The organism is Saliniferula longa, assembly GCF_050789285.1.
GTDB lineage: Bacteria > Pseudomonadota > Alphaproteobacteria > Rhodobacterales > Rhodobacteraceae > CAVPWP01.
In genome coordinates, this window is sequence record NZ_JBOUVX010000001.1 from 1327437 (window position 1) to 1353553 (window position 26117).

Here is a 26117-nt window from a genome sequence, read left to right on the forward strand (position 1 = left end):
TCCTTGCGGCAATGGCCGGGCCGTACGCCCGCGGCACCGGCAGGGTCGGCGATCAGCGGGCGGCCGGTGAGGGCACGGGTCATGCCGGCCGGGGCGGGCAGGCGGGCGGACGAGGGGACAGTCGGCATTCCTATCCCCCCAGGAAGGTGCGACGGACCTCGGGGTCGGCCAGAAGCGCCTGTCCGGTGTCGGTAAAGGCATTGGCGCCCTGCACCAGCACATAGCCGCGGTCCGCGATTTCAAGGGCTTGCCGGGCGTTCTGTTCAACCATGAGGATCGAGATCCCGGTGCGGGCAACCTCGATGATGCGGTCGAACAACTCGTCCATCACGATCGGGCTGACGCCGGCGGTCGGTTCGTCCAGCATCAGGACCTGCGGCTGGGTCATCAGTGCGCGGCCCACGGCGACCTGCTGGCGCTGGCCGCCCGACAACTCGCCCGCGGCCTGCCGGCGCTTGTCCTTCAGGATCGGGAACAGGTCGTAGACCTGACCCATCGTGGCGCGGATGTCGTCACGGCGCAGGAAGGCGCCCATCTCGAGATTTTCCTCGACCGTCATCGAGGTGAAGATGTTGTTGGTCTGCGGCACGAAGGCCATGCCCTCGGCCACGCGCGCCTGGGGGCTGAGGTCGGTGATGTCCTTGCCGCCGATCCGGACCGAGCCCGAGCGCAGGTTCAGCATCCCGAAGATCGCCTTCATCGCGGTCGACTTGCCGGCCCCGTTCGGACCCACGATCACCGCGATCTCGCCCTTGTCGACGGCGATCGTGCAGTCCTCGAGGATGTTGGCGCCCGATCCGTAGCCGCCGGTCATGCTGTCGCCGATCAGGAAGGCCGATCCGGTGTTCACGGGCTTGCCGGTGCCTGCGCGGGTATAGGCGTCAAGCTCGCCCCGGCCCTTGGGGTTGGCGATCGAGGCGTCCCGGTTGCCGCGGTCGTCCTGCCAGGCGTTGTCGCTCATGCCCGGGCCTCCGCCTTGACCTTGTTCTTCAGGCCCGTGCCCAGATAGGCCTCGATCACGGCCTCGTTCTGCATGATCTCGGTCGCGCTGCCTTCGGCCAGCACCTTGCCCTCGGCCATGACGATCACCGGGTCGCAGAGGCGGCCGATGAAATCCATGTCGTGCTCGATCACGCAGAAGGTATAGCCGCGCTCCTTGTTGAGGCGCACGATGGCGTCGCCGATGGTGTTCAGAAGCGTGCGGTTCACGCCGGCGCCGACCTCGTCAAGAAAGACGATACGCGCGTCGACCATCATCGTGCGGCCCAGTTCCAGAAGCTTCTTCTGCCCGCCTGAAAGGTTCCCGGCCTTTTCGTCCTTCAGATGAGAAATCGTCAGGAAGTCAAGGACTTCGTCGGCCTTCTTCAAAAGCTCTGCCTCTTCCTCGCGGATCCGCGCGCGGCCGAACCAGGCGTTCCACAGCGTCTCGCCCGACTGGCCCGCGGGCACCATCATCAGGTTCTCGCGCACGGTCATCGACGAAAATTCGTGCGCGATCTGGAAGGTGCGCAGAAGGCCCTTGTGAAACAGATCGTGCGGCGGCAGGCCGGTGATGTCCTCGCCGTTCATGGTGACCTTGCCGCGGGTCGGCGGAAGCCGCCCGGCGATCACGTTGAACAGCGTCGTCTTGCCCGCACCGTTCGGGCCGATCAGCCCGGTGATCGACCCCTGCCTGATCTCAAGCGAGGCGCCGTCGACGGCGTGGAATCCGCCGAAATGCTTGTGAAGGTTCTCGACCCGGATCATGCCCCGTCCCTGCGCATGGTCTTTGCGCATCTCCCGATGCGACGAAGCAGCCCGGAGCGGTCCGGGCTGCTTCCCTGTGTCAGTCGATGCGTCTCAGCGGAACTGGACCGTCGAGATGACGCCGTCCTTGACCTCGACCTGACGGTAGTTGCCGGCGGATTCACCGGGTCCGATCAGTTCGACGGCCGAGGCGCCGATATAGTCGACGTCACCGCCGGCGGCGAGGATTTCCAGCGCCTTGGCCAGTTCGCCCGGCAGGATCGGCTCGCCCGGGGCGTTCGCCACATCCATCACCTTGTCCTTGTAGACGGCCGGGTCCGAAGATCCGGCGGCCTGCATGGCAAGCATGATCAGCGCCGCGGCGTCATAGGCCTCGGGCGAGAAGGGCGAGGTCGCGATGGCCGCGTCGCCGATGATCTCGACATACTTGGCCGCGCCTTCGCTGTCGGTGCCCGGGTGCTGGCCGGTCGAGCCGTCGATCTCGGACCCGAAGTTGGCCTCCAGCGCTTGGCTGATCATGCCGTCGGGGAAGTGGAACGTGTCGAACGCGCCCGAGTCGAGCGCCGCGCGCACGATGCCCGAACCGCCCTGGTCGACATAGCCCGCCACGACAAGCCGCTGACCGCCGGCCGAGGCCAGCGCGCCGACTTCGGCCGAATAGTCGGCCTTGCCGTCTTCGTGGGCGGCGTTAATCGTCACCTTGCCGCCACGCTCCTCGTAGGCGGCCTGGAAGGCGTCGGCCAGACCCTTGCCGTAGTCGTTGTTGGTATAGGTCACGGCGACTTCGTTGATGCCCTGCTCAAGCAGGACCTCGGCCATCACCACACCCTGACGGGCATCGGACGGCGCGGTGCGGAAGAACAGGCCGTTGTCTTCGGCGGTCGACAGCGCGGGCGAGGTCGCCGAGGGCGAGATCATCACGATGCCGTTCGGCATGGCGACGTTCTGCAGGATCGCGCCGGTCACGCCCGAGCAGTCGCCGCCGACGATGCCCTTGACCCCGTCCGAGGTGATCAGACGCTCGGCCGCGGCGGTCGCGGCGCCGGCGTCGATGCAGGTCGAGTCGCCGCGCACCGACGTCACGGTCGAGCCGCCAAGCAGCAGCCCGCTTTCGGTGACTTCGGCCATGGCCGTCTCGGCGCCCTGCGCCATCTGCTGGGCAAGCGATTCGAGCGGGCCTGTGAAGCCGACGATCACACCAAGCTTGATCTCTTCCTGTGCAAGCGCCGGGCCGGCCAGAAGGGCCGTCGCTGCCGTCGCCATCATCAGTCTTTTCATTGATATCTCCCTGACTGGATAACGTATCCGGCCCGAAACCTAGAACGGGCCGCGAGAAAAGAAAAGGCAAACCCGCCAAGACGATCACGGGATTGTTTCGACCATCTTTGGACGCGCCGGGCGCGCGGCCCTATCTGTGCGACCAAGTCCGACGACACGAGGGAACGACCCGATGCCCCACAGCCTGACCGCCCGCCTGATTCTGATGCTTTCGCTTGTGCTGCCCGCCGGGGTTCCGGACCCGGCGACCGCGCTTCAGACCTCGGCCGGGCGGGTCAGCATCGCGCCGGTGGCCTCGGGCCTGACCGAACCCTGGGGGCTGGCCTTCCTGCCCGGGGGCGAGGCGGGCGGCGGCGCGCTGGTGACCGAGCGCGACGGCCGCCTGCTTCTGTTGCGCGACGGTCGCGCGACCCCGGTCGCGGGCCTTCCCGAAGTGGCGGCCTCGGGGCAGGGCGGACTGCTCGATGTGATGGTGCCGCGTGACTTCGCCCAAACCCGCGAGGTCTTCCTCAGCTTCGCCCAGCCACAGGCCGGGGGCGCGGGAACGGCGCTGGCCGTGGGGCGGCTGTCGCAGGACGGCGGCCGACTTGAGGATCTGCGGGTGATCTTCGAGATGACCGGCGGCAATTCGGGCGGGCGCCACTTCGGCAGCCGCATCGTCGAAGCGCCGGACGGGACGATCTTCCTGACCATTGGCGACCGGGGCGACGGCATGCTGGCGCAGGTCCTGTCGCGCCACAACGGGTCGGTGCTGCGTCTGAACCGCGACGGCAGCGTGCCCGCCGACAACCCTTTCGTGGACGTCGCGGGCGCGCGCCCCGAGATCTGGAGCTATGGCCACCGCAACCCGCAGGGCGCGGCGCTGGATCTTCAGGGAAATCTCTGGATTCACGAACACGGCGCGCGCGGCGGGGACGAGGTGAACCGCATCCGCCGGGGCGCGAACTACGGCTGGCCGGTCATTTCCTACGGCCGCCACTATTCGGGCGGGCGCATCGGCGAGGGCACCGAGAAGCCGGGCATGGAACAACCCGCGTTCTATTGGGATCCCTCGATCGCGCCTTCGGGGATGCTGTTCTATTCCGGCCGGCTCTGGCCCGAGTGGCGGGGCGACATCTTCGTGGGCTCGCTCAACTCGGACCTCGTGATCCGGCTTGACGGCGAGACGGTGCGCGAGGCCGAGCGGTGGGACAGCCCCGAGACCACGCGGGTGCGAGACATTCGCGAGGCGCCTGACGGGTCGATCTGGTTCCTGTCGGTGGGCGAGGGGGCGATCTACCGGATGACGCCGGGCTGACCGGACTGCGGCACGGGATCAGCCGACGCGAAAGTGCTTGGACAGCTTCAGCCCCTGGCCCTGGTAGTTCGACGCAATCCCCGCGCCATACAGCCGGGCGGGCGGCGCGCTCATCCGTTCATAGACCAGGCGTCCCACGACCTGGCCGTGTTCCAGCACGAAGGGCGCTTCGTGGCAGCGCACCTCGAGCACGCCACGCGATCCCGCGCCGCCGGCCTCGGCCCAGCCGAAGCCTGGGTCGAAGAAGCCGGCGTAGTGCACGCGGAACTCGCCCACCATGGCCAGATAGGGGGCCATCTCGGCCGCATGACCGGGCGGAATCGTCACCGCCTCGCGGCTGACGAGGATGTAGAAGGCGCCGGGATCAAGGATCAGCCGGCCGTCCCGTCCGTGCAGTTCTTCCCAGTAGTCGGCCGGCTCATAGGCGCCGATCCGATCGAGGTCGATCACCCCGGTGTGGGGCTTGGCGCGATACCCCAGAAGGCTGCCCGTAGCGGGCTTCAGGTCGACCGAAAAGCCAAGGCCGTCCGAAATCAGCGGCGTGCCGTCCACCAGCGGCGTCCGGGCGTGGAGCGCGGCCAGTTCGGCATCGTCGAGCACCGCCTGGCCGCGACGGAAGCGGACCTGGTTCAGCCGCATCCCCGGCCGCACCAGCACCGAGAACGAGCGCGGACAGATCTCGGCGTAAAGCGGCCCGGCATAGCCGTCGGGAATGCGGTCGAACTCGGCCCCGCCGTCGGTGATGACCCGCGTCAGCAGGTCAAGCCGCCCGGTCGAGGACTTGGCGTTCGCCACGGCCGTCACGCCGGCCGGCAGCTGCAGCGATTCCATCAGCGGCACGACGTAGACGCAGCCCTTTTCCAGAACCGCCCCGGGCGTCAGGTCGACGCGGTGCATCTCGAACAGGGGAAGCCGGTCGGCCACCGTCGCCCCGCCCCCGGAAAGGAACGAGGCCCGCACGCGGTAGGCGACCGTCCCGAGCCTGAGGTCAAGCGACGCCGGCTGCACCTGCGCGGGCAGGATCGGAACGTCGGCCGCGATCGCGCCCGAGGCGATCATGTCGTCAATTCGGGTGTCGGGAAGAACGCCGGTCATGCATCGGCTCCGGCGGCCCTGCGGCCGGGGTGGCCCCGGTAGCGGGGCAGAGTGGTGTATGGTCGGGCTAGCAGGACTTGAACCTGCGACCTTCCGTCCCCCAGACGGACGCGCTACCAGGCTGCGCCATAGCCCGACGAGTGGCTTTCATACCCGATCTGTTCGTGGGGGCAAGGGCCGATTGGCGCGTCATGGCGTCATTTCCGCCGGCACATGCCGCCCTAATCCCGCCCGTCGATCCGGTCGCGCAGGGCCAGAAGGCGGCGATGCGCCTCGGCGATGCGTGGGGCATGGGTCGCCACCTCGGGACGGCGCGCGGCGATCAGCAGCCGCGAGGCCGCCGAAAGCACCGGCTGAAGGGCGGCGTCCTCGTCTTCGTCCTCGTCCTCGGCCAGGCTCTCGTCGGTCGGTGGGGCGGTCGGTGGCAGGGCGGCCGGGGCGGGTTCGTCCGGCGTCGGTTCAAGCGGCGCCGCGCCCGAGGCGACCGGCGCGACGGGGGCCTGGGCAGGGGCCTCGGCAGCAGCCTGAGCGGGGGCCACACGGTCAAACAGATCGCCCTCGGCCACCGGCGCAAGCGGCGCAGGCGCGTCTTCGACCTCGACGCCGATCGCGGCTTCACCCGCGTCCTCGGCGCCGACCTCTGCCTCGGCCTCGACGGCGGGCCAGGCGGTGTCCTCCTGCGCCACGAGGGCAGGGGCGGCGTCTTCGGCGGATTCCTCATCGGCCGGCTCGTCTGCGGCCATCTCCTCGATCGCGGCCACCGCGCCGGCGGCGTCCGCCTCGGGCGCCGGTTCCTCGACCGTCGCCTCGCCGGTCTGGTCGTCCCCGACCTCTCCGGCAGTGGCCTCGTCTTCGGGCAGAGGCTGCGCCGCGTCGGGCGCGCTGCGCACGTCGAAGGCCACGACCGTCGCCTCGGCCTCGACCACCGCGCCCTGATCGTCGTCGAGGAACAGCGGCGGCGACAGGCTTTGCACGTGGCGCACGCCTTTCTCGCGCAGCAGTTTCTGCACCCCGCGAATGGTCATCCCGTCGTCGTGAAGAAGCCGCTTGATCCCGCCGATCAGCTCCATGTCCGACGGGCGGTAATAGCGACGCCCACCCGCGCGCTTGACCGGCTTGACCTGCGTGAACCGGCTTTCCCAGAAGCGCAGCACGTGGGTCGGAACGCCAAGCCAGTCAGCGACTTCGCTGATCGTGCGGAAGGCGTCGGGGGACTTCTCCATCGCCGCCATTTACCGCTGGTTGCCCGCGGCCACGCGTTCCTTCATCAGATGCGAGGGGCGGAAGGTAAGAACCCGGCGGGGGTGGATCGGCACTTCCTCGCCGGTCTTCGGGTTGCGGCCCACGCGCGCCGACTTCTTGCGCACGCTGAAGGTCCCGAAAGAGGATATCTTGACCTGTTCGCCCGCAACCAGCGCGTCCGAGATGTGCTGAAGCACGCTCTCGACCAGTTGGGCGGACTCGTTGCGGCTCAGACCGACTTCGCGGAACACCGCTTCGCTCAGGTCCATCCGGGTCAGGGTCTTGTCGCTCATGTCGTCCCCCGTCATGTCTGCAGGGACCATAGGACCAGCGGAATTTCCGAGTCAATATCAAGGGCTTGTGGATAAGCTTTAAAAGCGGTTATCGGAGCCTCACCAGCGCAGCACCACAGCGCCCCAGGCAAGGCCGCCGCCGATGGCCTCGGCGACCAGAAGATCGCCCTGCTTTATCTGCCCGCTCTGCTTGCCCACGGACAGCGCCAGCGGGATCGAGGCGGCCGAAGTGTTGCCGTGGTCCTGCACCGTGACGATGACCCGTTCCATCGGCACCTGCATGCGCTGCGCGGTGGCCTTGATGATGCGAAGGTTGGCCTGATGCGGCACGATCCAGTCGACGTCGCCCCCGGTCAACCCGGCCTTGTCGAGCGCCGCATGCGCGGTGTCGGCCAGCTTTTCGACCGCGTGGCGGAAGACCTCCTTGCCCTGCATCCGCAGGTGTCCGGTGGTCTGGGTCGACACGCCGCCGTCGACGTAAAGGATATCGCGGTGCCGGCCATCGGAATGCAAATCCACCGCAAGAATCCCGCGGTCGTCCGTGGTCCCGGTGCCGTCGGCCGCCTCGAGCACCAGCGCGCCGGCGCCGTCGCCGAAGAGCACGCAGGTCGACCGGTCGGTCCAGTCGAGGATGCGCGAGAAGGTCTCGGCCCCGATGACCAGCACCCGCCGTGCCTGGCCCGCCACGATCAGCGCGTTGGCGTTGGCCAGCGCGAAGACGAAGCCCGCGCAGACCGCCTGTATATCGAAGGCGAAGCCGCCCGTCATGCCCAGCCCGTCCTGCACCATGGTCGCGGCCGAGGGAAAGGTCAGATCGGCGGTCGAGGTGGCGACGATCACCGTGTCGATGTCGTCGGGCTGAAGCCCCGCGTCGTCAAGTGCGGCGCGCGCCGCACGCACCGCCATGTCCGAGGTCGTCTGGCCTTCGGCCGCGAAATGCCGCTGTTCGATCCCCGAGCGCGAACGGATCCATTCGTCGCTGGTGTCGAGCGTCCTTTCGAATTCGCTGTTGGGGACGACTCGATCGGGCAGGTAGTGCCCGACGCCTCGCACGACGGCGCGTGGTGTCATTTGTTCTGGTCGCTCCCGTCACCCTGCCCGGAGCCATCTTGACGTGCCAGGGGAACCGATGCAACCCGCGCGGCCAGCCGCTCGGTGAAGCCCGATTGCGAGAGCTGGAAGGCCAGCTTGATGGCGGCGGCGACCCCGGTGGCGTCGGCCGAGCCGTGCGATTTCACCACCGTGCCGTTCAGGCCCAGAAAGACCCCGCCGTTGACGCGGCGCGGGTCGATGCGCTTGGTCAGCCGCCGCAGCGAGGTCAGCGCCAGAAGGGCCGCGATGCGCGACAGGGGCGTGGCCTTGAAGGCCTCGGTCAGGAATTCGCGGATCAGCGAGGCGGTGCCTTCGCCGGTCTTCAGCGCGACGTTTCCGGTAAAGCCGTCGGTCACGATCACGTCGGCGCGCGAGGACAGCAGATCGCCGCCCTCGACGAAGCCGACGAAGTCATAGCCGCCCGCCTCCTGCGCCCCCGAGATCAGGTCATGGGCGGCCCGCAGTTCGGCCCGGCCCTTGAATTCCTCGACGCCCACGTTCAGCAGGCCGACCCGCGGCCGGGTCAGACCCAACCCGTTGCGCGCGTAGGACGTGCCCATCATCGCGTATTGCAGAAGGTCCTCGGCATCGGCGCGGATGTCGGCGCCGGCGTCGAGCATGACGTTGAACCCGCCCGGATTGCGCGACGGCCAGAGCACGGCGATGGCCGGACGGTTGACCCCGGGCAGCTTCTTCAGCCGCACGATGCTGAGCAGCATCAGCGCCCCGGTGTTGCCGCAGGACACGACGACGTCGGCCTCGCCCAGGCGCACCGATTCGATGGCCGACCACATCGAGGTGTTCTGCCCATGCCGCATGACGTGGCTGGGCTTGTCCTCCATCCGCACGACGCCCTGGGCGTCGCGGATCTCGCACCGATCGGCGATCTTGCGCTTGGCGATCAGCCGCTCAAGCTGGTCGCGCGGCCCATGCACGATGAAGGCGATGTCGGGATTCTTCCACGCCGACTCGGCCAGGCCCGCGATCACGGCCGTGGGTCCCCGGTCGCCGCCCATCGCGTCGACCGACACGACAATGCGTCCCGAAGCTGCGCGCTGCTGCCCCGGTGCGTCGCTCATGCGCTGAAACCCGCGGTGCTGCCGCGCGCCGCTCAGGCGGCGTCTTCGTCGAGATCGACTTCGGCGGTCTGCGCGACGATTTCGCGGTCATCGTAATGACCACAGGCGCCGCAGACGTGATGCGGGCGCTTCAGTTCGCCGCAATTGGGGCACTCGGCCGGATTCGACGCGACAAGCGCGTCATGCGCGCGGCGCATGTTCCGGCGGGAGCGGGTAACTCGGTTCTGAGGGACGGCCATGTCTCAACCTCGGTCGTTCTTTGGGGGCCATGGCCCCTCATGTTTCGTTCGGTTCACGGCCTCTTACGCGCCGAAGCGCCGCCAGTGCAACCCTTCTTGGAAATGAGGCCGGGAACATACCTGCTTTTCCATCACACGCAAGGGGCAATCTGGGGACGGCGCAGAGGGGCGCGCGCAAGACTACTCGCCGTCCTTTTTCAACTTCGCGCGCAGGTTCGCAAGGCCGGCGAAGGGCTTCACGTCGTCGTCGGTCATCGGCGCTGTTCCCGGCCCGGCAAAGACCTGCGCCGTCTCTTCGGCATCGTCGGCGCGGGGGAAGGGGGGCAGGGCAAGCGCCAGCGCCTCGGCCAGCACCGCCCCAAGGTCGATCGCCTCGGGCAGCGGCTCGGCGGTGTCGTCTTCGGGCATCTCGGCCTCGGCCTTGGCCGGCTCGTCCCACCGCGCGAGGTAGCGGCGCAGCACGGCCTCGTCGAGGCGCGTCGTCACAGGCTTCAGCGTGACGCGACAGGGCTGCACCACGGTCGCGCCCAGCGTCGCTTCAAGCCGCCAGTCGCGCGGACCATCGGGCTCAAGCCGCCCGGCGAAACGCAGCTTGCGCAGGTCGAGCAGGTCAAGATCGGCCGCCAGCGCCGCAAGACGGTCGGGGCCGGGCGTCACGTCGAAGGCCAGGCGTTTGGTGCCCAGATCGGCCAGCCGGATCGGGTGGTCGAGGATCGCTTCGTCACGGGGTTCGGTCATGGGCGCGGGAACCTCACGGATCGGTTGCGGGGTCACTGGCGGCGGCCGGCCGGCCGGCCGGGGCACAAGGCCGTGCTTGAACTGCTGCACGACCTTCGGGTAAGGCGATAGCCATCAGGCAGGACGAAGGCAAGTGGGCGGCACATCTCGGATCATCGGCGCGGTCTGCGCGGGGCTTGTCGTGCTCAGCCTTTCGGGGTGCGCGCAGCGCTATCGCACCCACGGCTATGCGCCGACCCAGGCCGAGCTCGACTCGATCGAGGTCGGCCTCGACACGCGCGACACGGTCCGCGTCATCATCGGCGACCCGGTCGTCACCGGCGTCGTCGCCGATCAGGCCTGGTTCTACGTGAAGTCGGAATTCCTCGACTATGCCTGGCGCGCACCGCAGGAAACCGGCCGCACGGTCGTGGGCATCCTCTTCGACGAGCGCGGGCGCGTCGCCAACATCGAGACCTACGGGATCGAGGATGGCCAGGTCGTCGCCCTGTCGCGGCGCGTGTCCGATAGCGGGACGACCGGCGTGGGCCTCTTGCAGCAGATCATCGGCAACGTCGGCAACTTCAACCCGCTCGGCGCGCTGGGCGGCGACGAAGGGATCTAGAAGGGATCAAGTCTCGGGCGCCGCCAATCCCCGCGTCGGTTCCGGTGTCGGTCCCGCTTCAGGTCTCGGGCTCGAAGGTCAGGGCGACGCCGTTAATGCAGTACCGCAGACCCGTCGGCGCGGGCCCGTCGGGAAAAACGTGCCCCAGATGCGCCTCGCAGCGGTTGCAATGCACCTCGGTGCGGCGCATGAAGAAGCTGCGGTCGACGCTTTCGCCCACGCTTTCGCCCGAGACGCCGTCGACCGGCCGGGTGAAGCTGGGCCAGCCGGTGCCGCTTTCGAACTTGTCGGCCTGGTCGAACAGCGGCGCGCCGCAGCAGACGCAGTGGAAGGTGCCCGGCGCCTTGGGAAAGTCGTCATGGGTGCCGGCGCGTTCGGTCCCGTGCCGGCGCGTGACCTTGTAGGCCAGATCCGACAACTGCGCCCGCCATTCCGCGTCCGACTTCGTTACCTTGTCCATCACCCGTTCCCTTCGTCCGATCCAAGTCGCATCTTGAGCGGCCCGACGCCACGGGGGATACTTAGCCGAAGGCGGGCAGCCGTCCAATGCGGGAGCAGCCCATGGGGTTCACAAGAGCGGCACGCTATCGCTGGCGCCACGCGGCATCGCCCGAAGACATCGCGGCCGCCCAGGCCCTGCGGCATCGCGCGTTCCGGGGCGGCGACGGCACGGAACGCGACGCCGACGCCTTCGACGCGATCTGCACGCATGTCCTGGTCGAGGACCTGCGCACGGGCGCGCTGGTCTGCTGCTTTCGCATCCTGCCGCTGGCGCACGGCGGCGAGATCGGGCGAAGCTATTCGGCGCAGCATTACGGGCTGTCGGCGCTGTCGGCCTATCCGGGCCGCATGATCGAGCTTGGCCGCTTCTGCGTCGCGCCCGGCGTCTCGGACCCCGACGTGCTGCGCGTGGCCTGGGGCGCGGTCGCGCGCCTGGTCGAGGACACCGGGGTCGAGATGCTGTTCGGCTGTTCGTCCTTCCGGGGGACCGACGCGCTGAGCTATGCCGACGCCTTCGCCATGCTGAAGGCGCATCACCTCGCGCCGCCGCGCTGGCTGCCGCAGGTCAAGGCGCCCGATGTGTTTCGTTTCGCCCGGCGGCTGCGCCGCGCGCCTGACGTGCGTCGCGCGCTCTTGACCATGCCGCCGCTTCTGCGCAGCTACCTTGCGATGGGCGGCTGGGTCAGCGACCATGCCGTGGTCGACCGCGACCTGAACACGCTTCACGTCTTTACCGGGCTCGAGATCGGGGCGATCCCGCCGGCGCGCGCGCGGGCGCTGCGCGCGCTGGCGGGTTAAGGCGCATTGACCCTGCCGCGGGGCGGCATTAGCTGGCGCGCATGGCCGCCGCACCGCTTCTGCAACTGACCGACATTTCGCTGACCCACGGCGGCGATCCCGTTTTCGACGGGGTCACCCTGACCGTGCAGCCCGGCGACCGAATCGCGCTTGTGGGCCGCAACGGGTCGGGCAAGTCGACGCTGATGAAGATCATGGCGGGCCTCGTCGAACCCGACCGCGGCACCCGCGTCCTGCCGCAGGGCACCAGCGTGGGCTACATGGAACAGGACCCCGACATGGCGGGCTTCGTGACGCTGGGCGACTATGCCGCCGCCGCCCTTGCGGAGGGCGAGGAGTGGCGCCTGGCCGCCGCCGCCGAAGGCCTGTCCTTCGACCCCACGACCCCGGTCGCAGCGGCCTCGGGCGGCGAGCGGCGGCGCGCGGCGCTGGCGCGGCTTCTGGCCGAGGCGCCCGACCTGATGCTGCTGGACGAGCCCACGAACCATTTGGACATCGCGGCGATCGAATGGCTCGAGGCGACGCTGAAGGACCATGGCGGGGCCTTCGTCCTGATCAGCCACGACCGCGCGGTGCTGAAGGCGCTGACGCGGGCCACGCTCTGGATCGACCGGGGCGTGGTGCGCCGCCGCGAGGCCGGATTCGACGGGTTCGAGGCCTGGCGCGACAAGGTCTGGGACGACGAGGATGTCGCCCGCCACAAGCTGGACCGGCGCATCGCCTCGGAAGGCAAGTGGGCGGTGGAAGGCATCAGCGCCCGCCGAAAGCGCAACCAGGGCCGTCTGCGGGCGCTTCAGGAGATGCGCAAGGACCGGCGCGAGATGATCCGCCGCCAGGGCACCGCGGCGCTGGCCCTTGAGGCCGGGCCGCAGTCGGGCAAGAAGGTGATCGAGGCGCGCGGCATCTCGAAATCCTTTGGCGACAGGGTGATCTGCCGCGATCTTGATCTGCGCATCGCGCGCGGCGACCGGGTGGCCTTCGTCGGCCCGAACGGGGTCGGCAAGACCACGGTGCTCGAGATGCTGATCGGGCGGCTGCCGCCGGACACGGGCGCGGTGACGCTGGGCACCGGGGTCGAGCTGGCGGTCTTCGACCAGAAGCGCGCGGCCCTCGACCTGAACGCGACGCTGTGGGACAGCCTGACCAGCGATCCGGCGATGCGCGTCTCGGGGCAAAGCGACCAGGTCATGGTGCGCGGCACGCCCCGGCATGTCGTGGGCTATCTCAAGGATTTCCTGTTCGACGAGGGCCGGGCCCGCGCGCCCGTGCGCTCGTTGTCCGGGGGCGAGAAGGCTCGGCTTCTGCTGGCGCGCCTGATGGCGCGCGACAGCAACCTTCTGGTGCTGGACGAACCGACGAACGACCTGGACATCGAGACGCTCGACCTGCTTCAGGAACTGCTCGACGGCTATCCCGGCACGGTGCTTCTGGTCAGCCACGACCGCGACTTCCTTGACCGCGTGGCCACCGCGACGCTGCTGTTCGAAGGGCAGGGCCGGATCACGGCCTATGCCGGGGGCTGGTCCGACACCATGGCCCAGCGGGGCGCGGCACAGCCGCAGCCCGCCGTGCGGCCCGCGCCGAAAGCCCCGGCGAGGGACGCGGCGAAGGATGGGGCGAAAGACGGCGCAAAGAACGGTGCACCGCAGCCCAAGGCCGCGAAATCGGGACTGAGCTTCACCGAACGTCACCGGCTTGACGAACTGCCCGCCGTGATCGCGCGGCTCGAGGCCGAGATGGCCAAGCTGACCACGCTTCTGGCCGATGCCGATCTTTATACCCGCGAGCCGGCGAAGTTCGCCAAGGCGACCGAGGCGCTGGCCGACCGGCAGGCGCGGCTCTCGGCGGCCGAGGAGGAATGGCTGGCGCTGGCCGAACGGGCCGAGGGCGCCTAGCCCCTTCGAAGCGCGCCGTGAGGGCGCACGCCGGCGCCATTCAGAGGGTCGCTGTCGCCCGGCCGGGCCTCAAGGCCCCGCCGGTGACGACCCGCGATCCGACGCTGCATCGGAGCGTCAGCGCAGGATACGCGTGTACTTCGTGCCTTCGAGCGTCGCGCCCGCGATCATGCCGGCCTGCCCGAAGACCACCGCGATCACCGGCGAGGTCAGCGTGGTGGTGTCGGCCAGAAGCGTCTGCCCCTGCGCGTTCAGCGCGTACTTCACGTCCGCGCCCGCGGCCCAGCCCGGCGAGGTGCGGAAGGTCTGCAGCGCCTCTTCGGTCATGAAATACAGGACGTGCGAATACTGCTGCGCCCCGATCTGGAAGCCGACGCTTGCGTTCGCGGCCGAGTAGAAATCGACGGTCACGCCGTTGATGCGCAGCACGCCTTCGCCATAGGCGCCACCGACGCCGAAGCCGGCCTCGGTGATCAGCGGCATGATCAGCATGCCGGCCGAGTTGTTGCGCAGGTCCACCGTGCCCGGGTAGTTCGTCTCGAGAAAGCTCAGCGCCGCGTCGGCGCGTGCGTCGATCGTGGCGCCATTGCTGGTGCCAACGGCGTTGTTGCAGGCGGCGGCGGTGGTCAGCGCCAAGGCGGAAACGCCCAGCACGAAGCCGCGGCGGGTGGTGATGGTCATGGGGTCTGCCCCTTCTCTTGCGTGTCCAGTCTGCCTCAGTCGACGGCCTTATCTGACCGTTCGCCGCAAACTATAGGGGAACGCACCCGGGGTGTCACGCATATGTTGCGTCGCTCAGGCCGCGCCCGCGCGCAGTCGGCGGGCGACCGCCGGGGCGAAATAGGTCAGCACGCCGTCGCATCCGGCGCGCTTGAAGGCCATCAGGCTTTCCATCATCACCTTGTCGAGGTCGAGCCAGCCGTTCGCCGCCGCGGCCTGCAGCATCGCGTATTCGCCCGAGACCTGGTAGGCGAAGGTCGGGGCGCCGAAGGTGTCCTTCACCCGGCGGCAGATGTCGAGATAGGGCATCCCCGGCTTGACCATGACCATGTCAGCGCCTTCGGACAGGTCGCGGCGGACAAGGCGGATCGCCTCGTCCGAGTTGGCGGGGTCCATCTGGTAGGTGCGCTTGTCGCCCTTCAGGGCGCCCGAGGCGCCGACCGCGTCGCGGAAGGGCCCGTAGAAGGCACTGGCGTATTTGGCGGCATAGGACAGGATCGCCACGTCGCTGTGGCCCGCGGCCTCGAGTGCGCCGCGCATCGCGCCGATCCGGCCGTCCATCATGTCCGAGGGTCCAAGGATGTCGGCCCCGGCGTCGGCCTGCGCCAGCGCCATCTTCACCAGCGCTTCGAGCGTGGCGTCGTTCAGGATCACGCCGTCCTTCACGATGCCGTCATGGCCAAGGGCGTTGTAGGGATCGAGCGCCACGTCCGTCATCACCGCGATGTCCGGCACGGCGGCCTTGATCGCGCGGATCGCGCGGTTCGACAGGTTTTCGGGGTTCCAGGCCTCTTCGCAGGCTTCGGTCTTCAGCGCCGGGTCGGTATAGGGAAAAAGGCAGATCGCCGGAATGCCCAGCGTCGCGGCCTCTTCGGCGGCGCGGACGATCCGGTCGATGGTCAACCGCTCGACCCCCGGCATCGAGGGGATCTGGTGGCTTGCGTCGCGTCCCTCCATCACGAAGACGGGCCAGATCAGGTCGTCGACGCTCAGCGCCGTCTCGCTGACCAGGCGGCGGCGGGCGTCGGAGGCGCGGAGGCGCCGGAAGCGCATCATCGGGAAGGGTGCATGAGCCATGTTCGCATCCTCTTGTTTTTCCTCTGCGTGGCACGGATAAACCGCCTTCACAAGGCTGGTCATCGGCGGCAGGGCGCGCGACAAGGCCGGACGGGACACGGAACCGGGCGGAAGACGAGGGCAACGGGTGCAGTGGTACGAGACGATCTTCGAGTTGATCGACATGCGGTCGTTCTCGAACCTGTGGTACTGGATCGCCCTGGCGGTGCTGTGGTCGACGGTCAGCCACTGGGTGCTGGGCGTGCCCTTCGACATGGTCCAGCGCGCCCGCCGGCAGGGCGGCGAGGCCGAAGGCGATCTGCGCGACCTGGTGCGGATCAACGTGAACCGGATCGTCTATATCGCCGACACCGCGGGCGTCTTCATCATCGGCGCGGGCTGCGCGGCGATCACCGCGCTGGTCCTTCTGGGGTTCTGGTACGGGATCGAATTCGCGCAGGCGCTGTTCCTTCTGATCTTTCCCACCGCCATCGTGGGGGCGCTGTCGCTGCGGCAGGCGCGTCGCCTGCGCGCGACCAGTCCCGAGGGCGAGGCGCTGTTCCGCGCCCTCAACCGGCATCGCTTCTGGACCCAGGTGATCGGCGTGATCTCGATCTTCGTCACGGCGCTTTGGGGCATGTGGCAGAACATGACCATCGGCGTGCTCGGCGGTTGACTCCGCCGCCCGCCCGCCCCAGTTGACGCGGGCCATGACCGACCCGTCCCATATCCTTGCCAGCGGCGCGCCCGAAGGCTTCGACGCGCGGCTTGTCCTTGACGAGCTTGCCCGCGCGGGGTCGGGCGGCGGGGCGGTCATCCATGTGGCGCGCGACGACAAGCGGCTGGCCGCGATGCAGGCCGCGCTTGCCTTCTTCGACCCGACGCTTCCGGTCCTGACCTTTCCGGGCTGGGACTGCCTGCCCTATGACCGGGTGTCGCCCAACCCCGACATCTCGGCCGCGCGCATGGCGACGCTGGCGGCCCTCGTGCACGGGGCACCGAGGCGATTCGTCCTTCTGACGACACTGTCGGCGGCGACCCAGTTCGTGCCCGCCCGCGATGTGCTGGCCGATGCCGCCTTCACCGCCCGCGTGGGCGACCGGATCGACGAGGCCGCCCTGCGCAGCTTCCTCGTGCGCATGGGGTTCTCGCAGGCGCCCACGGTGACGGAACCGGGCGACTACGCCGTGCGCGGCGGCATCATCGACATCTTCCCCCCCGGCGAAGGCGGGCCGGTGCGGCTTGACCTGTTCGGCGACGTTCTCGACGGCGCGCGGCGGTTCGATCCCGGCAGCCAGCGCACGACCGAGACGCTGAACCTGGTCGAGCTTGCCCCGGTGAGCGAGGTCATCCTCGACGAGGCCGCAATCACCCGCTTTCGCCAGACCTACCGGCTTGAGTTCGGGGCCGCCGGCACCGACGATCCGCTTTACGAAGCGGTCAGCGCCGGCCGCAAGCACCAGGGGATGGAGCACTGGCTGGCCTTCTTCCACGAACGGCTCGAGACGCTGTTCGACTATCTGCCCGGCGCGCCGGTGCTGACCGACGACCAGCTGACGCCCGCGCGCCTTGCCCGGTGGGACGCGATCGCCGATCAATACGACGTCCGGCGCGAGGCGATGGGCGTGCGCGGGCGGATGGACACCGTCTACAAGCCCGCGCCGCCGCGCGGCCTTTACCTTGACGACGCGGCCTGGACGGCGGCCCTGAAGGGCCGGCGGGTGGTCGATCTGCGGGCGCTGCCGCAGCCCACGGGCCCTGGCGTGATCGACGCGGGCGGGCGGATCGGGCGCAACTTCGCGCCCGAGCGCCAGCAGGAAAAGATCAGTCTTTTCGGCGCGCTGGCCGCGCATATTCGGGCAAAGGCCAAGGACGGCGCGGTGGTCGTCGCCAGCTATTCCGAGGGCGCGCGCGACCGCCTTTCGACGCTGCTCGAGGACGAGGGGCTGGCCGGCGCCACCCCGATCGCGGACTTCCGCGACGTGCCCGATGCCCGGGGCGGCGTCTTCCTTGCCGTCTGGGCGCTCGAGCACGGGTTCGAGGGACGCGGACTGACCGTCGTTTCGGAACAGGACGTGCTGGGCGACCGCCTGATCCGCGCGCCGCGCAAGAAGCGCCGGGCCGAGAACTTCCTGACCGAGGCGCAAAGCCTCAGCCCCGGCGATCTGATCGTGCATGTCGATCACGGCGTCGGGCGCTATCAGGGGATGGAGGTGATCAGCGCGCTGGGGGCAGCGCATGAATGCCTGCTTCTGGAATACGCCGGCGGCGACAGGCTCTATCTGCCGGTCGAGAACATCGAACTTCTCAGCCGCTTCGGCCATGAAGAGGGGCTTCTCGACAAGCTGGGCGGCGGGGCCTGGCAGGCCAAGAAGGCCCGCCTGAAGGAACGCATCCGCGAGATGGCCGAGCGGCTGATCCGCATCGCCGCCGAACGCGCGCTGCGCACCGCCCCGGTGATCGAACAGCCCGACCACGCGTGGGAGGCCTTCTCGGCCCGCTTCCCCTATCAGGAGACGGACGACCAGCTGCGCGCGATCTCGGACGTGCTTGACGATCTGGCCTCGGGCAACCCGATGGACCGGCTGATCTGCGGCGACGTGGGCTTCGGCAAGACCGAGGTCGCGATGCGCGCGGCCTTCGTGGCGGCCATGTCGGGACTTCAGGTCGCCGTGATCGCGCCGACCACGCTGCTGGCGCGTCAGCATTTCCAAAGTTTTTCCGAACGGTTCCGGGGCTTTCCTCTGAACGTGCGTCAACTGTCGCGCTTCGTTTCGGCGAAAGAGGCGGCGGCGACGCGCGACGGGCTGGCGCGCGGCACGGTCGACATCGTCATCGGCACGCACGCGCTGCTGGCCAAGGGCGTGAGCTTCAAGAACCTCGGCCTGCTGATCATCGATGAGGAACAGCATTTCGGCGTCGCCCACAAGGAACGCCTGAAGGAGATGCGCAGCGACATCCACGTGCTGACGCTGACCGCCACGCCGATCCCGCGCACGCTGCAACTCAGCCTGACGGGGGTGCGCGATCTGTCGATCATCGGCACGCCGCCGGTCGACCGGCTGGCGATCCGCACCTATGTCAGCGAATTCGACACCGTCACCCTGCGCGAGGCGCTGCTGCGCGAGCATTATCGCGGGGGCCAGTCGTTCTTCGTCGTGCCGCGGATCGCCGATCTGCCCGAGATGGAGGAGTTCCTGCGCACCGAGGTGCCGGAAGTCACCTTCATCACCGCCCACGGCCAGCTTGCTGCGGGCGATCTCGACGAGCGGATGAACGCCTTCTACGACGGCAAGTACGACGTGCTTCTGGCCACGACGATCGTCGAATCTGGCCTCGACATCCCGACCGCCAACACCATGGTCATCCACCGCGCCGACATGTTCGGGCTGGCGCAGCTTTACCAGATCCGCGGGCGGGTCGGGCGGTCGAAGGCCCGCGCCTATGCCTATCTGACGACGAAGCCGCGCGCGAAGCTGACGCCGGCGGCGGAAAAGCGGCTGCGGGTGCTGGGGTCGCTCGACAGCCTTGGCGCGGGCTTCACGCTGGCCAGCCAGGACCTCGACATTCGCGGCGCGGGCAACCTTCTGGGCGAAGAGCAATCGGGCCAGATCCGCGAGGTGGGCTATGAACTTTACCAGTCGATGCTGGAAGAGGCGATCGCCCGCATCCGGCGCGGCGAGGTGGCCCTTCCGGACGTCGGCGACGGCCAGTGGGCGCCGCAGATCAACCTGGGCGTTCCGGTTCTCATTCCCGAAGAGTATGTGCCGGACCTCGATGTGCGGCTGGGCCTTTACCGCCGGCTGTCGGGCCTGCACACCAAGGTCGAACTGGAGGGCTTCGCGGCCGAACTGATCGACCGGTTCGGCAAGCTCCCGCGCGAGGTCAACACGCTGCTGCTGATCGTGCGCATCAAGGAAGAGTGCAAGAAGGCCGGCATCGCCAAGTTCGACGCGGGCCCCAAGGGCGCGACGATCCAGTTCCACATGGACAAGTTCGCCAATCCCGCGGGGCTGGTCGAATTCATCCAGGACCAGAAGGGCCTGGCCAGGGTGAAGGACAACAAGATCGTCGTGCGCCGCGACTGGGACAAGGAAAGCGACAAGATCAAGGGCGCCTTCGCCATCGCCCGCGACCTGGCCGAAAAGGCGAAGTCGGCGCCGGCGGCCCGCGCCGTCTAGCCGGCGCCCTCGGGCGGACGGCGCTTCGGTTCGGGGTCGATCTCGCGCGATCTGCGCATCAACAGAAGCGCCAGACCCGAACAGACGGCGGTGCCCGCCAGAAGCGGCACCGGCGTGCCGTCGAAGGCCAGCCCGATCGGGGCCGCGATCGGCACCGCAAGCACGGTCGAGACCGCGCCCACGACCGAAGCCGCCATGCCGGCGATGTGCCCCATCGGCTGAAGCGCCAGCGCGTTGAGGTTGCCGAAGGTGAGGCCCGCCATGAAGAAGATCGACGTGGACCAGAAGAAGAAGGCCGGGAAGGCCAGCCACCCCGGCATCAGCCCCGTGCCCCAAAGCGTCAGGAGAAGCACCGCGATCACCGTCTGCGCGGCATAGGCCGCGATGGCGAGGCGCCGCATCCCAAGCCGCATCACCAGCGTGGCGTTCAGGATCGTGCCGCCCGCCGACAGAAGCCCCGTCGCCATGAACCAGAAGTGGAAATAGGTGCCGCGCCCGAAGGTCTCGTCGTAAAGCTGCTGGATCGAGCTGAGCAGCGCGAACATCTGGCCGAAGCCCAGGCACAGGACCGCAATGTAGATCAGGACCATCCGGTGTGTCAGCACCTCGCGCGCGGCGGCCAGAAGGGGACCGGCGCGGAAGGGGCGGCGCGCCTCGGGCGGCAGCGTCTCGGGCTGGCGCAGGTTGAGCCAGAGCCCGCCGGCAAGTCCGAAGACGACGAAGGCCCCGAAGATCCCCTGCCAGGTGCCGCTCAGCGCGATGATGCCTGCACCCAGCGTGGGCGCGAAGGCGGGGACAAGGATGAAGACGGTCATCACGAAGGACACCACCTGCGCCATGCGGCGCCCCTCGTAGAGGTCGCGGATCATCGCCAGCGTGACCACGCGCGGACCAGAGGCCCCAAGCCCCTGCATCACGCGGGCAGCAAGAAGCGCCTCGAGCGATTGCGCCGTCATCGCCCAGAGCGACGCCGCGATGTAAAGCGCGATGCCGCAGGTGATGGTGGTGCGGCGACCCAGACGGTCCGAGATCGGGCCGGCGAAGAAGGTGCCGATCCCCATGCCCAGCACGAAGGCCGTCAGGACAAGCTGGACGCGGTTCGCATCACCGGGCGACAGGTCGGACGCGATCTGCGGCAGCGCGGGCAGCATCGCGTCGATCGAAAAGGCGATGGTGGCGAAAAGCATCGCCGACAGCGCCACGAACTCGGGCATGGGCAGCGGCCCCGAGGGCCTCATGCGTCGCCGGCCCGCAACTGTTCGGTCACTTCGTCGATGACCTGAAGCCACAGCTCGGTCGGCTGCGCACCGACCACGACATGCTGGTTGGCGATGACGAAGGTCGGCACGCCGGTCACGCCGCGCTGGCGGGCGTGCGCGTCGCGGGCCCGCACGTCCTCGGCATCCGCCTCGGTCGAGAAAAGCCGCGCGATCATCGCGCGGTCAAGGCCGATGGCGGCGGCGATGTCGGTCAGCACCTCGCGGTCGCCGATGTCGCGGCCTTCGATGAAATAGGCGCGGAAAAGCGCGGCGACCGCCGCGGTCTGCCGCCCCTCGAGCCCCGCCCAGTGGATCAGCCGGTGCGCGTCAAGCGTGCTGGGCGTGCGGGTGATCCCTTCGAAGTTGATCGCCAGCCCCGCCCTTTCGGCCGCCGTCACCACCGGGGCATAGGCCCGCACCGCGCCGTCGCGGCCGCCGAACTTGGCCTCCATGTAGGCGCGCCGCTCCATGCCCTCGGGCGGCATGTCGGGGTTGAGCTGGAAGGGATGCCATTCGATGGCGAAGGGGTGGTCGGGCCGCTGTTCCAGCGCCCGGTCCAGGTTGGCCTTGCCGATGAAGCACCAGGGGCAGATCGGGTCGGACAGGATATCAAGCTTGATCATCGGTGGTCTCGGACTGGGTGTCGGGCGTGATCCGCAGCGCACGGCGCGCCAGCTTGCCGTTCGCGGCGCGCGGCAGGCCGTCGACGCGGAAGAAGACGCGCGGGCGTTTGTAGGAGGCAAGCCTTTCGGCGCAATGCGCCGCCAGCTTTGCCTCATCCACGGGACCCTCCGCAACATAAAAGGCCGCGATCACACGGGTTGTGCGGTCAAGCACATGGTCGACGGCAGCGGCCTCGGCCACGCCGGGAAAGGCAGTCAGCGCGGCCTCGACCTCAAGCGGCGAGACCCGGAAGCCCCCCGCGGTCAGCAGGTCGTCGGCCCGCCCGATATAGTCGAGCGCGCCGTCGTCGCGCAGCACCATGCTGTCGCCGGTCAGGAACCAGTCGCCGCGCAGGTGCCGGGCCTCGGCCTCGGGGTCGTGCAGGTAGCCCAGCATCAGGCCCGGGTCGGCGCGGTGCACGGCAAGGATGCCCGGCATACCCCGGCCGACCGGCTGCCCATCTTCGCCCAGAAGCGCCATGCGGCGGCCGGGCTGGGGAAAGCCGAGGCTGCCCTCGGGGGCGGGGCGCGCCGGACTGCCCGAGACGAAGGTCGAGCATTCCGATTGTCCGAAGGCCTCGTGGATGTCGGTGCCGGTGCGGTCGCGCCAGTGCGCGCGGACCTCGTCGGGCAGTTTCTCGCCCGCCGACAGCCCATGCCGCAGCTTGGCCATCGGGGGCAGGGGGCCCTGACGCAGGAGCCGGCGAAAGACGCCGGGGACGGCGGCGAAGATCGTCACGTCATGGCGCGCGATCAGAAGCGGCAGCGCATCCGCAGAGATCCCCTCGGCCGGGATCAGCGCGGTCGCGCCCATCGCCCAGGGGTCGAGCAGCCCGGTTCCCAGCGTGTAGGTCCAGTTGAACGCGCCGGCGTGCATGACGCGGTCCTCGGGCGTCAGGCCATACCAGCCCTCGACCATCATCCGCCGCGCCCAGACCGCGCGATGGGCGTGGACGACACCGCGCGGCGCGCCGGAGGTGCCCGAGGTATAGACGATGTAGGCGGCGTCCTCGGCGCCGGTGTCGGCGGCGCGCAGATCGGCCTCGCCCGCTTCGGCCCGCAGGTCGGCCAGGGCCACCACGGGCGCGGGGTGTTCGGGGAGGGCGACGCCGGCTCCGGCCACGACCAGCGCGGGGTCGAGGTCGGCGGCGATCCGCGTGATCTCGCCCGCGGTCAGCGCGGCCGAGGTGGGGACGGGCACATGCCCCGCCGCGATCGCACCCAGAAAGACGATGGGGAAGTCGACCGAATTGCCGATGCGCAGAAGCACGCGCGTGCCGGGTGCCGGATGCGCGGCGCGGAACCACGCCGCCGCCCCGCCCACCGCGCGGCTCAGGCGCGCGAAGCTCCACCTGTCGGCGCGGGCGGGTCCGACGACGGCCAGCGCGATCTTGTCGGGGCAGGCGGCGCCCGCCGCCAGGACATGGGCAGCCAGGTTCAGGCGCGTGGGGCAGGCGGGCGGCGGGCCAAGGTCGACGACGGACAGCATGGCTGCGTCGCTACGCGCGCGAGTTGTGCGTTGCAAGCCCGGCGGAGGCCGCCCTATACCGCGCGGCATGAACCCGCGCGATGTCCCCAGCCTGATCCGACTTGCCCGCGAAAACGGTGCGCAGGACGACCCGCAGCCGCTTGACCTTGGCGCGCGGGTGCGCGAGCTGCGCCAGACCCGGAACTGGACGCTGGAACAGGCGGCGCGGCAGGCGGGTCTGGCGCGGTCCACCCTGTCGAAGATCGAGAACGGGCAGATGTCGCCCACCTACGACGCGCTGAAAAAGCTGGCCACCGGTCTTCAGATCCCGGTGCCGCAGCTCTTCACGCCGCCTCGCGCCGAAAAGGTCAACGGCCGGATGGGCGTCACGCGCTCGGGCGAGGGGACGGCCCATGCCACCACCACCTACGAGCACGAGCTTCTGGGCGGGGCGCTGACGAAGAAGGCCATGCTGCCCTACCGCGCGCGCATCCGGGCACGGGCCATCGACGAGTTCGACGGCTGGGTGCGCCACGACGGCGAAGAGTTCCTGTACGTCCTGACCGGCGTGATCCGGCTTTACACCGAGTTCTACGAACCGGTCGAGATGCGCCGGGGCGACAGCGCCTATTACGACGCCACGATGGGCCACAACGTCATCTCGCTGAGCGACGACGACGCCACGATCCTTTGGGTCACGACGATGGCCTGAGGCGCGGCGCCCCCCCCGGGGGCCCCGGATCAGAACGCGTCGTCGACGGCGCGCGCGCCTGCCGACAGGTCCTGCCCCAGCCCGTCGACCGTGTTGCAGGCCGAAAGCACAGCCAGAAGGCCGAAAAGAACAATGATCTTCTTCATCTCTGCTCAGTCCTCGAAGCTCAGTTCCTGAAGCTCAGTCCTCGTACCACCAGACATCGGGCTGAAAGCCGATCCAGTCTCCGTAAACCGGAGTGGTTGCGGGGTACTTAAGTTTGCTGGAATGGGCAATACGCGAGACCGTCGAATGCCAGACCGGAAGGACATAGCGCCCCGAGGTCAGGATGCGGTCGAGCGCCTGCACGGCGGCGACGAAGTCGTCCTGGCTCTTGGCGTTCAGCATCTCGCCCACCATGGCCTCGATCGCGGGCGACTTCACGCCCATCCAGTTGCGCGACCCCGGCGTGTCGGCGGCCTCGGTTCCCCAGTAAAGCAACTGCTCGTTGCCCGGGCTCAGCGACAGGCCGCGCGTGTACCAGGCCATGTCGAAGTCGAAGCCGTTGGTGCGTTCGGTGAACTGCGCACTGTCGACGGTGGTGATGGTGGGCGTGATGCCAAGGCGCGTCAGCGCGCCGGCGAAGATGTCGACGATCTGCTGGGGCTCGCTTGCGCCCTGGGTCAGCACGATCTCGAAGGTGAAGGGCTGGCCGGCGGCGTTCTTCATCACGCCGTCCTGCACCGTCCAGCCGGCCTGTTCCATAAGGTCGAGCGCCGCCGCGATGCCGGCGCGGTTGCGTTCGGACCCGTCCGAGACGGGCAGGGCATAGCCGTCGATCGCCCCGGGCAGAAGCTGGTCGGCGAAGGGTTCGAGCAACGCGCGCACGCGGCCCTCGGCCGGCCCCGGCGCCATGCCCAGGACCGAGTTCGAGAAATACGAGGTGATGCGCGGGTCGTTGCCGCCGTTCAGGGTCTGGCTGATGAATTCGAAGTTGAAGACGTGCAGCATCGCGTCGCGCACGCGCCAGTCGGCGAAGGCGGGGCGGCGGGTGTTCATCACCAGGCCGGTGATCCCCGAGGGCCGGCCATGGGGGACGAGCGACTTGACGACCTCGCCCGACTGGACGGCGGGAAAGCCATACTGCCTGTCCCACTTGGCGGCGTTGGTTTCGCGCATGGTCGTCAGGATGCCGGCCTTGAAGGCCTCGAACATCACGTTGGCGTCGGCGAAGAATTCCATCCGGATCTCGTCGAGGTTGGCCTGCCCGCGCATCAGCGGCAGATCCTTGCCCCAGTAGTCCGGGTCGCGCCGGAGCGAGACGTAGCGGCCGGCCTCGAAGCTGTCGATCACGTAGGGCGCGGTGGTGATCGGGATCACGTCAAGGCCCGACTCGGCGAAGTCGCGGCCGTCCCATTGCGCCTTCTTCAGGATCGGGCGCAGGCCCATCAGAAGCGCCAGTTCGCGGTCGGGTTCGGTGAAGGTGAAGCGCACGCTGCGCGGGCCGGTCGCCTCGGCCTTCGCGACCTTGGCCCAGGCACCGTGGAAGCGGGGATGGCCGACGGTTCCCAGCGTCTCATAGGACCACAGCACATCCTCGACCGTGACGGGGCTTCCGTCCGAGAAGCGGGCCTCTTCGCGAATCGTGAATTCGACCCAGCTGCGCGCCTCGTCCGTCTCGACCGATTCGGCGAGAAGGCCGTAAAGGGCGAAGGGCTCGTCCCAGTTCCGGCCCATGAGGCTTTCGTAGGCGACGTAGGCCAGTTGCCAGGGCGCTCGGCCCTTCAGGATGTGCGGATTGAGCGAATCGAAGCTGCCCACTTCGCCCTGCACGATCCGCCCGCCCTTCGGCGCGTCGGGGTTGGCATAGGGAAGCGACACAAAATCCGGTGGAAGCGCCGGCTCGCCATACATAGCTATGCCATGCTGCGGTGCGGCCAGGGTGGCTGTGGCGGCTGCGACCAAAAGTCCCGCCGCGACCATCGCCTGTTTGACGGGCAGGAAGAAAAACGCGCGCATCTTGCCGACTCTGCTCCTCAAGATGTTCTTTGTTGGCCGCAAGCGTAGACCTGCAAGTCAGCCTTTTCAAACTTTTAGCTTGGAGAGCGGCGAGAGGTTGCGTATAACCAACTCACTGCTCGATAGGTTTCTTGCCTGTATGAAACCTGCCTCAATAACTTAAC

The 26117-nt window shown here is 68.8% G+C and carries 25 protein-coding genes and 1 tRNA gene; 7 read left to right on the forward strand and 19 right to left on the reverse strand.

Annotated features, from left to right (window positions below; all coding sequences use genetic code 11):
* Window positions 1-130: 130 nt before the first annotated feature.
* From ACRDNQ_RS06275 to ACRDNQ_RS06285, 3 genes are all read right to left on the reverse strand, one after another.
* On the reverse strand, window positions 131-961 hold the full coding sequence (locus ACRDNQ_RS06275) for an ABC transporter ATP-binding protein (protein ID WP_431827772.1): 831 nt from the start codon (window positions 959-961) through the stop codon (window positions 131-133).
* Window positions 958-1746: an ABC transporter ATP-binding protein gene (locus ACRDNQ_RS06280; RefSeq protein ID WP_431827773.1), complete on the reverse strand. Its 789-nt coding sequence runs from the start codon at window positions 1744-1746 to the stop codon at window positions 958-960. Before ACRDNQ_RS06280 ends, ACRDNQ_RS06275 begins: the two co-directional genes overlap by 4 nt.
* Window positions 1747-1839: 93 nt before the next feature.
* Complete coding sequence (locus tag ACRDNQ_RS06285; protein WP_431827774.1) at window positions 1840-3024, reverse strand: ABC transporter substrate-binding protein; 1185 nt, start codon at window positions 3022-3024, stop codon at window positions 1840-1842.
* A 172-nt stretch (window positions 3025-3196) separates the two neighbouring features.
* Between ACRDNQ_RS06285 and ACRDNQ_RS06290 the strand changes: the two genes are divergently transcribed.
* Window positions 3197-4321, forward strand: a complete 1125-nt coding sequence (locus tag ACRDNQ_RS06290) for a PQQ-dependent sugar dehydrogenase (protein ID WP_431827775.1) — start codon at window positions 3197-3199, stop codon at window positions 4319-4321.
* A gap of 18 nt (window positions 4322-4339) precedes the next feature.
* Here the strand turns inward: ACRDNQ_RS06290 and ACRDNQ_RS06295 are convergent, their stop codons facing one another.
* The 8 genes from ACRDNQ_RS06295 to ACRDNQ_RS06330 form a co-directional block, all read right to left on the reverse strand.
* Entirely contained in the window at window positions 4340-5416 is a 1077-nt protein-coding gene (locus ACRDNQ_RS06295; protein ID WP_431827776.1) for a 2'-deoxycytidine 5'-triphosphate deaminase, read from the reverse strand.
* A 59-nt stretch (window positions 5417-5475) separates the two neighbouring features.
* Window positions 5476-5552 (reverse strand) — tRNA-Pro (locus ACRDNQ_RS06300).
* Window positions 5553-5637: 85 nt separating this feature from the next.
* Window positions 5638-6648 (reverse strand): MerR family transcriptional regulator, encoded by a 1011-nt coding sequence (locus tag ACRDNQ_RS06305; protein WP_431827777.1) that lies wholly within the window; start codon window positions 6646-6648, stop codon window positions 5638-5640.
* On the reverse strand, window positions 6649-6951 hold the full coding sequence (gene ihfA / locus ACRDNQ_RS06310; protein WP_431827778.1) for an integration host factor subunit alpha: 303 nt from the start codon (window positions 6949-6951) through the stop codon (window positions 6649-6651). It lies immediately after the preceding gene.
* A gap of 99 nt (window positions 6952-7050) precedes the next feature.
* Window positions 7051-8022 carry a beta-ketoacyl-ACP synthase III gene (locus tag ACRDNQ_RS06315; protein ID WP_431827779.1) on the reverse strand — a complete coding sequence of 324 codons (972 nt, stop codon included), beginning with the start codon at window positions 8020-8022 and terminating at the stop codon, window positions 7051-7053.
* Entirely contained in the window at window positions 8019-9122 is a 1104-nt protein-coding gene (plsX, locus tag ACRDNQ_RS06320; protein ID WP_431827780.1) for a phosphate acyltransferase PlsX, read from the reverse strand. The genes ACRDNQ_RS06315 and plsX overlap by 4 nt, the downstream gene beginning before the upstream one ends.
* Window positions 9123-9154: 32 nt before the next feature.
* Window positions 9155-9361 carry a 50S ribosomal protein L32 gene (gene rpmF, locus ACRDNQ_RS06325; RefSeq protein ID WP_431827781.1) on the reverse strand — a complete coding sequence of 69 codons (207 nt, stop codon included), beginning with the start codon at window positions 9359-9361 and terminating at the stop codon, window positions 9155-9157.
* A gap of 180 nt (window positions 9362-9541) precedes the next feature.
* Complete coding sequence (locus ACRDNQ_RS06330; RefSeq protein ID WP_431827782.1) at window positions 9542-10099, reverse strand: YceD family protein; 558 nt, start codon at window positions 10097-10099, stop codon at window positions 9542-9544.
* A 133-nt stretch (window positions 10100-10232) separates the two neighbouring features.
* Between ACRDNQ_RS06330 and ACRDNQ_RS06335 the strand changes: the two genes are divergently transcribed.
* Window positions 10233-10703: an outer membrane protein assembly factor BamE gene (locus ACRDNQ_RS06335; RefSeq protein ID WP_431827783.1), complete on the forward strand. Its 471-nt coding sequence runs from the start codon at window positions 10233-10235 to the stop codon at window positions 10701-10703.
* A gap of 58 nt (window positions 10704-10761) precedes the next feature.
* On the opposite strand, the gene msrB is transcribed toward ACRDNQ_RS06335, so the two are convergent.
* Window positions 10762-11163, reverse strand: coding sequence for a peptide-methionine (R)-S-oxide reductase MsrB (gene msrB, locus ACRDNQ_RS06340; RefSeq protein ID WP_431827784.1), 402 nt, complete (start codon window positions 11161-11163; stop codon window positions 10762-10764).
* Between the two features lie 101 nt (window positions 11164-11264).
* Here msrB and ACRDNQ_RS06345 point away from each other — a divergent pair, with 101 nt between their 5' ends.
* Complete coding sequence (locus ACRDNQ_RS06345; protein WP_431827785.1) at window positions 11265-12002, forward strand: GNAT family N-acetyltransferase; 738 nt, start codon at window positions 11265-11267, stop codon at window positions 12000-12002.
* A gap of 41 nt (window positions 12003-12043) precedes the next feature.
* Window positions 12044-13897: an ABC-F family ATP-binding cassette domain-containing protein gene (locus ACRDNQ_RS06350; RefSeq protein WP_431827786.1), complete on the forward strand. Its 1854-nt coding sequence runs from the start codon at window positions 12044-12046 to the stop codon at window positions 13895-13897.
* A gap of 117 nt (window positions 13898-14014) precedes the next feature.
* On the opposite strand, the gene ACRDNQ_RS06355 is transcribed toward ACRDNQ_RS06350, so the two are convergent.
* Entirely contained in the window at window positions 14015-14578 is a 564-nt protein-coding gene (locus ACRDNQ_RS06355; protein WP_431827787.1) for a lipid-binding SYLF domain-containing protein, read from the reverse strand.
* Window positions 14579-14692: 114 nt separating this feature from the next.
* Window positions 14693-15694 carry a porphobilinogen synthase gene (gene hemB / locus ACRDNQ_RS06360; protein WP_431827788.1) on the reverse strand — a complete coding sequence of 334 codons (1002 nt, stop codon included), beginning with the start codon at window positions 15692-15694 and terminating at the stop codon, window positions 14693-14695.
* A gap of 127 nt (window positions 15695-15821) precedes the next feature.
* Here hemB and ACRDNQ_RS06365 point away from each other — a divergent pair, with 127 nt between their 5' ends.
* Together ACRDNQ_RS06365 and mfd are read left to right on the forward strand one after the other, a co-directional pair.
* Window positions 15822-16349, forward strand: a complete 528-nt coding sequence (locus ACRDNQ_RS06365) for a component of SufBCD complex (RefSeq protein ID WP_431827789.1) — start codon at window positions 15822-15824, stop codon at window positions 16347-16349.
* 34 nt (window positions 16350-16383) lie between these two features.
* Window positions 16384-19854 carry a transcription-repair coupling factor gene (gene mfd, locus ACRDNQ_RS06370; protein WP_431827790.1) on the forward strand — a complete coding sequence of 1157 codons (3471 nt, stop codon included), beginning with the start codon at window positions 16384-16386 and terminating at the stop codon, window positions 19852-19854.
* On the opposite strand, the gene ACRDNQ_RS06375 is transcribed toward mfd, so the two are convergent.
* The 3 genes from ACRDNQ_RS06375 to ACRDNQ_RS06385 are packed head-to-tail and all read right to left on the reverse strand — an operon-like array spanning window position 19851 to window position 23264.
* Window positions 19851-21092, reverse strand: a complete 1242-nt coding sequence (locus ACRDNQ_RS06375) for a multidrug effflux MFS transporter (protein ID WP_431827791.1) — start codon at window positions 21090-21092, stop codon at window positions 19851-19853. The genes mfd and ACRDNQ_RS06375 overlap by 4 nt on opposite strands.
* Window positions 21089-21736: a DsbA family oxidoreductase gene (locus tag ACRDNQ_RS06380; protein ID WP_431827792.1), complete on the reverse strand. Its 648-nt coding sequence runs from the start codon at window positions 21734-21736 to the stop codon at window positions 21089-21091. The genes ACRDNQ_RS06375 and ACRDNQ_RS06380 overlap by 4 nt, the downstream gene beginning before the upstream one ends.
* Window positions 21723-23264: a class I adenylate-forming enzyme family protein gene (locus ACRDNQ_RS06385; RefSeq protein ID WP_431827793.1), complete on the reverse strand. Its 1542-nt coding sequence runs from the start codon at window positions 23262-23264 to the stop codon at window positions 21723-21725. The genes ACRDNQ_RS06380 and ACRDNQ_RS06385 overlap by 14 nt, the downstream gene beginning before the upstream one ends.
* Before the next feature lie 67 nt (window positions 23265-23331).
* On the opposite strand from ACRDNQ_RS06385, the gene ACRDNQ_RS06390 reads away from it, so the two are divergent.
* Window positions 23332-23955: a helix-turn-helix domain-containing protein gene (locus ACRDNQ_RS06390; RefSeq protein WP_431827794.1), complete on the forward strand. Its 624-nt coding sequence runs from the start codon at window positions 23332-23334 to the stop codon at window positions 23953-23955.
* A gap of 29 nt (window positions 23956-23984) precedes the next feature.
* Here the strand turns inward: ACRDNQ_RS06390 and ACRDNQ_RS06395 are convergent, their stop codons facing one another.
* Window positions 23985-24101: a lipoprotein gene (locus ACRDNQ_RS06395; RefSeq protein WP_431827795.1), complete on the reverse strand. Its 117-nt coding sequence runs from the start codon at window positions 24099-24101 to the stop codon at window positions 23985-23987.
* 34 nt (window positions 24102-24135) lie between these two features.
* On the reverse strand, window positions 24136-25953 hold the full coding sequence (locus ACRDNQ_RS06400; protein WP_431827796.1) for an extracellular solute-binding protein: 1818 nt from the start codon (window positions 25951-25953) through the stop codon (window positions 24136-24138).
* Window positions 25954-26117: the final 164 nt, after the last annotated feature.

Bases quoted from the DNA above. Each gene is read 5' to 3' on its own strand.
- ACRDNQ_RS06275 (WP_431827772.1), bottom strand. From the start codon at position 961: ATGAGCGACAACGCCTGGCAGGACGACCGCGGCAACCGGGACGCCTCG.
- ACRDNQ_RS06280 (WP_431827773.1), bottom strand. From the start codon at position 1,746: ATGATCCGGGTCGAGAACCTTCACAAGCATTTCGGCGGATTCCACGCC.
- ACRDNQ_RS06285 (WP_431827774.1), bottom strand. From the start codon at position 3,024: ATGAAAAGACTGATGATGGCGACGGCAGCGACGGCCCTTCTGGCCGGC.
- ACRDNQ_RS06290 (WP_431827775.1), top strand. From the start codon at position 3,197: ATGCCCCACAGCCTGACCGCCCGCCTGATTCTGATGCTTTCGCTTGTG.
- ACRDNQ_RS06295 (WP_431827776.1), bottom strand. From the start codon at position 5,416: ATGACCGGCGTTCTTCCCGACACCCGAATTGACGACATGATCGCCTCG.
- ACRDNQ_RS06305 (WP_431827777.1), bottom strand. From the start codon at position 6,648: ATGGCGGCGATGGAGAAGTCCCCCGACGCCTTCCGCACGATCAGCGAA.
- ihfA (WP_431827778.1), bottom strand. From the start codon at position 6,951: ATGAGCGACAAGACCCTGACCCGGATGGACCTGAGCGAAGCGGTGTTC.
- ACRDNQ_RS06315 (WP_431827779.1), bottom strand. From the start codon at position 8,022: ATGACACCACGCGCCGTCGTGCGAGGCGTCGGGCACTACCTGCCCGAT.
- plsX (WP_431827780.1), bottom strand. From the start codon at position 9,122: ATGAGCGACGCACCGGGGCAGCAGCGCGCAGCTTCGGGACGCATTGTC.
- rpmF (WP_431827781.1), bottom strand. From the start codon at position 9,361: ATGGCCGTCCCTCAGAACCGAGTTACCCGCTCCCGCCGGAACATGCGC.
- ACRDNQ_RS06330 (WP_431827782.1), bottom strand. From the start codon at position 10,099: ATGACCGAACCCCGTGACGAAGCGATCCTCGACCACCCGATCCGGCTG.
- msrB (WP_431827784.1), bottom strand. From the start codon at position 11,163: ATGGACAAGGTAACGAAGTCGGACGCGGAATGGCGGGCGCAGTTGTCG.
- ACRDNQ_RS06345 (WP_431827785.1), top strand. From the start codon at position 11,265: ATGGGGTTCACAAGAGCGGCACGCTATCGCTGGCGCCACGCGGCATCG.
- ACRDNQ_RS06350 (WP_431827786.1), top strand. From the start codon at position 12,044: ATGGCCGCCGCACCGCTTCTGCAACTGACCGACATTTCGCTGACCCAC.
- ACRDNQ_RS06355 (WP_431827787.1), bottom strand. From the start codon at position 14,578: ATGACCATCACCACCCGCCGCGGCTTCGTGCTGGGCGTTTCCGCCTTG.
- hemB (WP_431827788.1), bottom strand. From the start codon at position 15,694: ATGGCTCATGCACCCTTCCCGATGATGCGCTTCCGGCGCCTCCGCGCC.
- mfd (WP_431827790.1), top strand. From the start codon at position 16,384: ATGACCGACCCGTCCCATATCCTTGCCAGCGGCGCGCCCGAAGGCTTC.
- ACRDNQ_RS06375 (WP_431827791.1), bottom strand. From the start codon at position 21,092: ATGAGGCCCTCGGGGCCGCTGCCCATGCCCGAGTTCGTGGCGCTGTCG.
- ACRDNQ_RS06380 (WP_431827792.1), bottom strand. From the start codon at position 21,736: ATGATCAAGCTTGATATCCTGTCCGACCCGATCTGCCCCTGGTGCTTC.
- ACRDNQ_RS06385 (WP_431827793.1), bottom strand. From the start codon at position 23,264: ATGCTGTCCGTCGTCGACCTTGGCCCGCCGCCCGCCTGCCCCACGCGC.
- ACRDNQ_RS06390 (WP_431827794.1), top strand. From the start codon at position 23,332: ATGAACCCGCGCGATGTCCCCAGCCTGATCCGACTTGCCCGCGAAAAC.
- ACRDNQ_RS06395 (WP_431827795.1), bottom strand. From the start codon at position 24,101: ATGAAGAAGATCATTGTTCTTTTCGGCCTTCTGGCTGTGCTTTCGGCC.
- ACRDNQ_RS06400 (WP_431827796.1), bottom strand. From the start codon at position 25,953: ATGCGCGCGTTTTTCTTCCTGCCCGTCAAACAGGCGATGGTCGCGGCG.